The following is a 9,122-nucleotide window of genomic DNA, read 5'->3' on the forward strand; positions in this document are numbered from 1 at the left end:
GGGTTCATGAAGCTGAAATGGAAGATATGCAGACCAGGCTTGATGCATCGCCACAAACAGCTGTCGTGCGAAAGCAAACGGTAGAGCATCCGTTCGGAACAATTAAAATGTGGATGGGGGCAACCCACTTACTGATGCGACGATTTAAAAACGTCAGCACCGAAATCAGTCTGCATGTGCTGGCTTATAACCTGAAAAGAATGATGTCGATCTTGGGTAATGAAGGATTGGCCATTAAGCTGCGAGAGCAATACAACTAGCGGGTATAACCGCTTTAGCCCCTGATAACCACTCAATAGCCCTCGATAGAAGCATGTGATGCCTCGATATTTAAAGTCGCTCCGGCATTGTCAGAGCAGATTAGCCAAAATGTAATTCATGGAGTGAAAGATGAGTAACGCAAGTGTACTACCCAACAATGCCATATGCAGAGTCAGTAAAAGAAATGAGAATTTAATTCTGACGGCGTCCTTGGTGTCCACACTGGGAAGTGGAATACTCACCATTGCAAACGCATTAATTATTTCTCAAAGCATGGGGACAGCCAAGGCGGTTGGCACACTGTTCATTTTAATTGCCTTACCACAGGCTGTCTTTTCTATTCTGTTTGGTAAGTTTTCTGATGTTTTTGACAGAAAGAAGATATGCATCATCACCAATTTGATTAACGCGGTGATTGTGATCGGCGTTTTAGCCGGAATTAATACATTCACCGATCCGGCGCTGACCATCTTTGTGTGCAGCTTTATGCTGTCTATGACCATGGCTATGTTTTTCCCCGCCAATAACGCCATTATTAAAGACTCGGTTGAATCAGGGAGAATGGCGGCGTTCAATGCGAAACTTGAAATGGCGGTGCAAATAGGGGCGTTAACCTCGGTCGCGATCGGTGGCTTTCTTATTCAGCTCATCGGCGTCGATTTTGTGTTTGTCCTGAATGCGATCACCTTCATCGTCAGTGCGGCATTGTTTTTCATGCTCACTCCGCGTCGGCATGAGTCGGTCGAAAGTGCGTCAGGAAAACTCCATCCGGCTGATGAAACGACTTCCGCGGAGAAAACCGTCAGAAAACCCTGGCTGATGCTGTTATACGGCATTGGTAACATCATCGTGACCGTCAGCAATATGTTGCTGGTTATGTTGGTTATCAAACATTTCGCATCCGGCGCGGGCGTGCTGGGGTTGGTTGATGCTCTGGCGGGCGTTGGAGTTGCCGTTGCGGCCGCGATGACGCCTTTCCTGCAAAAGCGTTTCTCACTGCTGACAATTGTCGTCATTGGCTACGTCGCCAATGCCGTATTTATTGCCCTGCAGCCGCAGTTTTCGCTGTTCTGGCTGACGGTATTCTTTCCCCTCGGCGCGGTCTGTTTCGGTATGGCCCGTATTTCATGCCGAACGCTGATGTTCAACACGATCCCCTCACACTATACCGGCCGGTTCTTTGGTTTCAGCAATGCGATAGGCCTGACATCTGCGGTCATATTGACATACGCGATTGGCGGTCTCGTGGATAACACCAATATTCTGGCGGGTTATATGGCTCTGTCCATAGCGATTGCCTGCCTCGCCTTACTGGCTTCAGCTTTCGTATTTAAAGGAAAAGCAAAATGAAATTACTCGCAATTGAAGTGGGGCAGTTTGGTGATTACTACAACTCGCGCTATCAGCAGGTCGAGCAGTACGGCGTCGAGCTGTATGTGCTGTCCGGGGTTGCCGACCAGGATCACTGGCACGCAGGACAGTTCTTTATCTCTCACAGTATGGATATCAGCGATCTGACTCAACTGGCTACCCAACTGCATCAAGAACACCACTTTGACGGGGTGTTCACGTTTGCCGAGAACAGCGTCATTGCCACCGCCATTATTGCCAATGCTCTGCAGTTGCCATCTATTGCGGTCGAAGCAGCCGTGAAAAGTCGAAACAAAATAGCGATGCGGGAAGCCCATCGCGATGGTTTGGCTCCGCACCCCGCGTTCCACCTGACGCCTACGCTGCACGATGCGCTGCAGGCTTCCTTTGAGCTGGGTTATCCTGTGATCTTAAAGCCCACGCTGGGGTCTGCCAGCCAGTTTGTTTACAAAATCAATTCGCCGGCGGAGCTGGAAGAGATCTTCCCAAAAGCGTTGGCCGGCATCAACGAAATGAGTCAGTTCAAAAATGAAGGGATCACTGAGTTCTTAGGTCCGAACTCGCTGCTGGTCGAGTCCTACCTGGATGGTCGTGAATACCTAATTGAGGCTTACTCCTGGGACGGCGTGACCGTCCTCGGCTCTATCGTTGACAGAGTCACGCTAGAAGGAAACTCCTTTGACGATGACGTTCATCACGCACCGACCGATCTCAGTGGGCAGGACTTACAGCGCGTCCACGCCGCCGTGCATGCAGGAGCTGTTGCTCAGGGACTCACGCGAAGCGTGATGCATGCGGAGATCCGCTTTCATCAGGGACTGCCGTACATCGTTGAAATCGCCGCTCGACCTGGTGGCGGCGGACTCGATTTTATGGCCCGCATTTCAGCAAACTATTGCCCTATCAAAGCCGTAATTGACGTCGCCATCGGTAATAAACCCGCTTATGCACACTATGCGCCAACGGGTAAGCATACCTTCGCACTGTGTCTGATTTCTGCCCCCGGAAAGATTGAGTCAATCGCGGTTCCTAATGAGATTCGCGGCGATCCGGACACATTCATGCTGAAAATTATTTCACCTATTGGCAGCGTCATTAAGCGGCCTCCGCTAGGGAATGACATTATTGGGTTCTTGGGCGTCATGGGAGATAGCCGCCAGGAAAGCGAAGATAAAGCGATGGCATATAGCCAACGGGTGAATGTGACCACGCGATGAAAAAGATCGGACTGGCGATTGCATTAGGGAAAGATGCCAATAGCCACACACGAACCTTTATTGAGGCTATTAATTATAGCCTCAAGAATTTCCCAGAATTTAAACAGCACTCCCTTAAAATCGTCAACGATGAGAAATCGTCTGAAGGCGGTGAAAAGGCAGCAATTGAACTCGTTGAATGGGGCGCCGACGTAGTGGTCGGGCATTTCTCCAGCTTCGCTGCACTGGCGGCCTTACCTGTTTATAGCCGCAATGCGATCCCCCTAATATTACCGGCATCCACCGCCTGCGAATTAGGAAATTACAATCAACGCAGTGATATTGAATTGCTAAAATATCAGAAAGATAATGCAGCACTAATGACCTACTGTATCGATGACTGCATTATTAACCATCAGGGAGGAACCGTGTATGCCGTGGTGCAAAACAATGATTATGCAAACCGGATGATGGAATATATTCCCATGCTAGCGGATGTGAAAATCGTCCGGGATATCCCCAGTCGCGTGGAAAAAAGGGATACTTACCTCATTGTAGGATATAGCGAATTTGCCTGCGCTAAGATAAGACAGCTTTCTCAGACGCAAATTTATCGAATACTGTTGGTCGATGATTCCGATAGTCATGACGTGTACAACGCCTGTATTTTAAGGCCTCAGCGGTTGTCACGGGTCCGCTCGGTTTCTCACATATCAATGCACGGTGTGAAACGGCCTTACTGGAATGAAACGCTGCTGGCATTGTCACTGGCGTGCGGCTTAGAGAGTCGGGAAGAAGGCAAAGCCAATACAAACCTGAGTTTCAGTACCTATCTGGGCCTCCAGGATTTTGATAAGACCCACTGCTACGGTGACAGCATATTGGTTTCGGAAGACGTGGACTGAGATTAAGTGCGTGTTCTGGCTTGAAGCACGGCCACGGCGTGCGTTTCAGATAGGTCAGATGTTATGCCATAAGGCCATCAGTTGGGATGGCCTTTGTCATGAGGACACTATCAGCAAGGCCTTTCCACCCTCGGCAGGTGCAGCGCTTCATGGATCTCATCAGCCTGATCGAAAACTGATGAAATAAGTTGATGAACTCCGCACAGGCAAGAAGTGATTACCTGAGTATAGGAACATGGATTGCTTGGCTTATCTATCAGGATTTATATTTAAGGCCATGCATCCGCTTGCTGTTTGTATAAAAAGAATGGTCCAGCATGAAAACAGCCCATATGCGGGCTGTTTTTTAGAATATTACTTTCTTACCTTAAACAGTTTCCCGATGGTCGGGTGGTCACTAAAGACTTTGGCATGTGAAACCCTGATCTTGCTGATGGCGGCTATGTATTTCACATAATCCGCATTAAGCTTTTGGCCATCCGCTGCAAGTCTCGTTCGCCAGATTTCATTACCATCACTAGTGATGAGCTCCGATTTATTCTTTGCTGCACGCCGACGTGTGAGATCACTGTTCAGGCTTGTGAGCAGTCCCTCTCCGAGGGGAAGCGACGTTTCATAAGCCGTCAACATTGTTTCAAGATCAGCTTTATAACGTGGGGTTTCAATGAGGCCATAGGTATGCAAACAGAAGCGGTAATTTTTGATTTCTTCCCAGTTTTGACGAGCTGCCTGGAGTTCTATCTCTAATTGCCTCATTGCGTCGTTATAACTGTCCAGATTCGTTTGAAGACCCGCTATAGCGCTATTATTGAATGCAGCCATCGCCTTTTCAACGGCTGCAGCCGGAGAATGAGCTTCGCCTAACTGGATGTACTGATCATTGACAAGCTGGATAGCTGTTTTATAGCCTTCCTGAGTGGTCAGCTGCGGCAGCCAGCTGCGTGCCACGATAAAAGCCGCTACTGCGGCAATGGCCACCACACCATTGAATATCGTCGCCAGCCAGTCGGCGGCGCTGCCGCTCTCTTTCAGGCCAAACATTAGGCCCACAACAATGAGAGTTAAACAGGCCAGCGTCGCACTGATCGATGCCGTCAGAACAACGTCAATTAACCGCGGCAGCTGCAGCCGCCACCATGAAGTAGGTTGGCTGGGCTGCCCCTCATTCTCAGAACCCGGCTCGGCAAATTCACTCATCGGAAGGCGTACCCGTCAGGCAGACTACAAAATCTCCCTGACCGTGCGGAGTGAAGCCGATCTGGTCGCTGTAGTGACAGGCCAGAACCTGTTCGTGCTCGCTCAGGGTTGACCAGAGACGACCGGCCAGTGCCGGCAGGCTGGCCAGATATTCCACATTCAGATGCGCGTCGCGCTCTTCGGCGGCGCGAATCTCCTCATCGCTCATTCCCAAGTCCTTCATCCCAAACAGCTGATCGGTCGTGCAAAATATGGATTCCCGGAGCTGACGGCTTAGCTGGGCGCGCAGGGCGGTCCTACAGCGTTCAGCCGGATACTGCTGCCAGGTAGCAGAGTGCACGGTGGCCAGCGTTTCAAACCGCCGAGCGGTGATAGCCGATTCCGGCCACCAGGCGGTGACCTCCGCCCAAGTCTGCTCCGCCAGACGCTGCCAGACGCTGTCCTTGACCGTCATTGATGACAGAATATCGTTATCGGTGATGTTACCGATCCCGGTCTGAATCGCCAGACGTAGAACCTCCACCTCTTTCACCGGCTGTTGGGTCAGGGTCACGCAGCGGACATACAAATCGTCCAGCTGTAGGGCGGTTGCGTCGTCGATGTGTTTCGTAGGCATGATGTTCCCCGTTCTCAGAAAATAGGCTGTTATTTAAAGGTAACTTTTAACTGATAAAATAAAACTAAGTTTATAGGTTTATAAGCTTCGAGACTTTATGTTATCAGAATTTATTTTATAAACAAGGTCAGCTTAGCAGAAAAACATCGGTAGGCTTCCACATTTCTACTGAAGATCCGATTTCTGGTAGTTCCGGATCTGGCCTTTCAGCCCGGCTGCCGCTTCCCCGAAAAACACATCATGAGGTATCTCTGGCGATACTAACTCCCGTACATGTTGTGTTTTTGGGCTTGCACTGTGACGGGGATACCGACCCCGAAAAGGGCGGCTTTGCTTATTACTGCACCGTGGTACACTTCCGGAAAATATGAATAAGCCAGTAAATCGGATCATCTAAGAATGGTGAAATGGTAATTGCATAGAGTGGTTATATGTCTGCTTATTATCATTAAGAGTGGTAATTACAATCAATGAAGTTATTTAGGTGACTGTCACGTTCGTCATGGTAATAATGGTTGCGAATAGTGACTATTTAACAAGCAAATGATTAAGGAGTGAATTATGCCGTCTGGTGTAAATGAGCAAAATTTTGGTTTATCAGGGTTATGGAATGAGTTATGCGACCATCCCCGGATCCGGTTACACAAAACCATCAATTTTGGGTACCCGCTAGTACATGTACTGGATGACGATGGACGTGAACTTGCCCGCCGGATTCACTCGACCGGGCAATGGGAATGGAGAACGAGCTCCCCGGAACGATGGGAACCATTACTCGGAGACTTCATCCTTGAATATGTATTTCAGGGAGATGAAAAACTGGACTGTTTCCAACTGGACTTAATGGATGGTCCATTCAACTCTTAGTTAGTCGTATTAAGAATCGAGACGGGATTTCACTGCAAAAAATAGGAGCATAGTTTATGGATGGCGGGATTTCAGAGATATCAAACGTTAAGGCGATGACCCAGACCTTCTCTGTATGGTTACCCGTGATTTCAACGCTGGCGGGCGGTGTGCTGGCCGGCGGTGTGGCAATTTTAGTCACCAAACTTAACCATCGCTATGCGCGTGAGCGGGAAGAAAAAGCGGCAGAAGAAAAGAAACGTTATGAGCAAAAAATTACAGATGACAAAAATGAAAAAGAGCTCCTGTTTATTGCCACAGAGCTGGTATTCCACCTCGAGTGGTTCGCTGATCTGTGTGTAAAAGTCGCGACCGATACAGGGTATGAAGATAGTTCAGGCATTACGCGGTTTTCAGTGAGACCCGAAGTTCTTAGCCTCACCGATATCTCCGGGGACTGGCGTGTACTTCCCCGTCAACTTATGTACCGAATTCGTGAGCTTCCGGTGCTGCAAAACAGTACCGACAGGGCGATCAGCATCGCTGAAGAACACGATTACCCGCCTGACTACGATGATACTTTCTACGCACGGCGTTATCAGTACACCCGGCTGGGGTTGAAAACGATTATTCTGGCTCGCCGCGTGAGAAAATTGGTGGGCCTGCCTCTCGACACAGCGCCCTGGTCAGAGCTGCCCGTTCTCTGGCAACTATGGAGGCAGGAGCGTAAGCGTCGTACCCAAATTCATATCTTAAGTCAGCGTGCTTTGGCGGTGTATCAGATCCGTAATCAAATGCGTGGCGGGGCAAAGGATCCAGCCTCTACAGGAGTATCATCATGACCCCTTCATACCCTCAGGCGGCGTTTCATCAGGGGGCTCTGGCAACACTCCCGGTGGCCATCGACTATCCGGCCGCGCTCGCCCTGCGTCAGATGGCGGTGCTTCAGGACAATTTCCCGAGTTACCTACTAGCTCCGGAGGTGAGCGCGCTGCTCCACTATGTGCCGGACCTGCACCGCAAGATGCTGCTGGCGACGCTCTGGAATACGGGTGCTCGTATTAACGAAGCGCTGGCCCTGACCCGGGGGGATTTTTCCCTGGCACCGCCTTACCCGTTCGTGCAGCTGGCCACGCTCAAACAGCGCGCAGAGAAAGCGGCGAGAACGGCCGGGCGGGCACCCGCCGGCAGCCAGGCTCTTCGCCTGATCCCCCTCTCGGATCACCTGTACGTCAGTCAGCTGCAGATGATGGTGGCCACGCTGAAAATTCCGCTGGAGCGACGCAATAAGCGAACCGGTAAGACCGAAAAGGCGCGCATCTGGGAGATCACCGACCGGACGGTGCGCAGCTGGATTAATGAGGCGGTGGACGCGGCCGCCGCCGACGGCGTGACGTTCTCGGTACCGGTGACACCGCACACCTTCCGGCACAGCTACGCCATGCACATGCTGTACGCCGGTATTCCGCTCAAGGTGCTGCAGAGCCTGATGGGGCACAAGTCGGTCAGTTCGACGGAGGTGTATACGAAGGTATTTGCGCTGGACGTGGCGGCCCGCCATCGGGTGCAGTTCTCGATGCCCGGTGCGGATGCAGTGGCCTTGCTCAGGCAGGTACCCTAAAGAGGGTCCGTTTTCGATTGAACGAGGTCTGATCTGGAATGGAGTTTCTATTCATACGTCGTCACTTACTTTTGGATAATAACTTTTAAGGAAGCAAGTCACATGAAGAATACGGCAATATTTTGCACCATTTTTACCCTCTCTGGCTGTACATTTTCAACTCACAATGATAGCAATCTTACCTTTGAGGGAACTTCTGATTTAAATAATGCAATTGTGAGAGTGGATATTCAAGAGGGAAATGTAACCTCCTCAGGTTCGGGCACTTGGTTAAATGATAAATATATAATCACAGCCGCACATTTGTGGAATGGGGTAAAACCTGGGTATAAATTAACTGTCCGTTATTTATCTCATGTTTATCCTGCAAAAATATATGCAATCGAAAACCCTAGTAACCTCGATCTAGCTGTCTTAGTTGTGGAGCCTAATAACATAATAAAATCTCCTGAGGGGTGGCGGGTGAAACTGTGTGACTCAATGCTTTCGCCAGCTGAACCTGTTTGGGTAGCTTCTGGTATGTACAACAGTATTTCCGGTTCTTATGCATCGCCTGATTCCATCTTTCTATACAAAGGGCGAACTGGGTCGCATGGGCTTACTGGTTATTACAAAGAAGGTGTAAGCGGAAGTTCAGTGTTCATGCGTAGCGAAAATTGTATGGCAGGTATTGTCAGCATGAAGGATAAATCATTTGATATGATTTCAGACGTATACAAAACAGATATTGTCACCGTCGACATGATCAGAAAATTTTTACATGACAATAAGATAATCATTTAGGTAGGGAGCACTGCTGAAAGTCATGCTGACCCTAATCCAACGGGAAGTTTGTTTGTCTGACACCGGATACTCAGTCGAACAAAAAATCACGCTAGCCAAGAAAATCCGTCAGAAAAATCGATTAAAAGACATGCATGTCTTCGGGAAAAATCCCAAGTGCGGAGAAGAGGGTAAGGAGGTCAGCAACGCCCCGTCGCTGCCGCCTGACCGGAACAGACGGTATGCAAGCCCCTAAATGTGAAAAAGCCCCTGCTATGAGGACCTTTCTCGCTCGCTGCCTGTACGGCAGACATCCCACTATATCACGATATAAAAGAGAAAAATAA

The 9,122-nt window shown here is 49.7% G+C and carries 9 protein-coding genes; 7 read left to right on the forward strand and 2 right to left on the reverse strand.

Annotated elements, in window-relative coordinates:
• From J1785_RS06695 to J1785_RS06710, 4 genes are all read left to right on the forward strand, one after another.
• The coding region (locus J1785_RS06695) for a transposase (RefSeq protein ID WP_217219079.1) at window positions 1-260 on the forward strand (260 nt) is incomplete at its 5' end.
• Window positions 261-390: 130 nt separating this feature from the next.
• Complete coding sequence (locus tag J1785_RS06700) at window positions 391-1,611, forward strand: MFS transporter (protein ID WP_217219080.1); 1,221 nt, start codon at window positions 391-393, stop codon at window positions 1,609-1,611.
• Window positions 1,608-2,849: an ATP-grasp domain-containing protein gene (locus tag J1785_RS06705; protein ID WP_217219081.1), complete on the forward strand. Its 1,242-nt coding sequence runs from the start codon at window positions 1,608-1,610 to the stop codon at window positions 2,847-2,849. The genes J1785_RS06700 and J1785_RS06705 overlap by 4 nt, the downstream gene beginning before the upstream one ends.
• Complete coding sequence (locus J1785_RS06710; protein WP_217219082.1) at window positions 2,846-3,733, forward strand: ABC transporter substrate-binding protein; 888 nt, start codon at window positions 2,846-2,848, stop codon at window positions 3,731-3,733. The genes J1785_RS06705 and J1785_RS06710 overlap by 4 nt, the downstream gene beginning before the upstream one ends.
• Before the next feature lie 354 nt (window positions 3,734-4,087).
• Here the strand turns inward: J1785_RS06710 and J1785_RS06715 are convergent, their stop codons facing one another.
• Entirely contained in the window at window positions 4,088-4,930 is an 843-nt protein-coding gene (locus J1785_RS06715) for a hypothetical protein (protein ID WP_217219083.1), read from the reverse strand.
• Window positions 4,923-5,546: a hypothetical protein gene (locus tag J1785_RS06720; RefSeq protein WP_217219084.1), complete on the reverse strand. Its 624-nt coding sequence runs from the start codon at window positions 5,544-5,546 to the stop codon at window positions 4,923-4,925. The genes J1785_RS06715 and J1785_RS06720 overlap by 8 nt, the downstream gene beginning before the upstream one ends.
• Window positions 5,547-6,469: 923 nt before the next feature.
• Here J1785_RS06720 and J1785_RS06725 point away from each other — a divergent pair.
• The 3 genes from J1785_RS06725 to J1785_RS06735 all read left to right on the forward strand — a co-directional run bounded on the left by J1785_RS06725 (window position 6,470) and on the right by J1785_RS06735 (window position 8,796).
• Window positions 6,470-7,234 carry a hypothetical protein gene (locus tag J1785_RS06725; protein ID WP_217219085.1) on the forward strand — a complete coding sequence of 255 codons (765 nt, stop codon included), beginning with the start codon at window positions 6,470-6,472 and terminating at the stop codon, window positions 7,232-7,234.
• On the forward strand, window positions 7,231-8,013 hold the full coding sequence (locus J1785_RS06730; RefSeq protein ID WP_217219086.1) for a site-specific integrase: 783 nt from the start codon (window positions 7,231-7,233) through the stop codon (window positions 8,011-8,013). The genes J1785_RS06725 and J1785_RS06730 overlap by 4 nt, the downstream gene beginning before the upstream one ends.
• A 102-nt stretch (window positions 8,014-8,115) precedes the next feature.
• Window positions 8,116-8,796 (forward strand): trypsin-like serine peptidase, encoded by a 681-nt coding sequence (locus J1785_RS06735; RefSeq protein ID WP_217219087.1) that lies wholly within the window; start codon window positions 8,116-8,118, stop codon window positions 8,794-8,796.
• Window positions 8,797-9,122 lie beyond the last annotated feature (326 nt).

Origin of the sequence: Rahnella perminowiae (genome assembly GCF_019049755.1) — a bacterium.
GTDB lineage: Bacteria > Pseudomonadota > Gammaproteobacteria > Enterobacterales > Enterobacteriaceae > Rahnella > Rahnella perminowiae.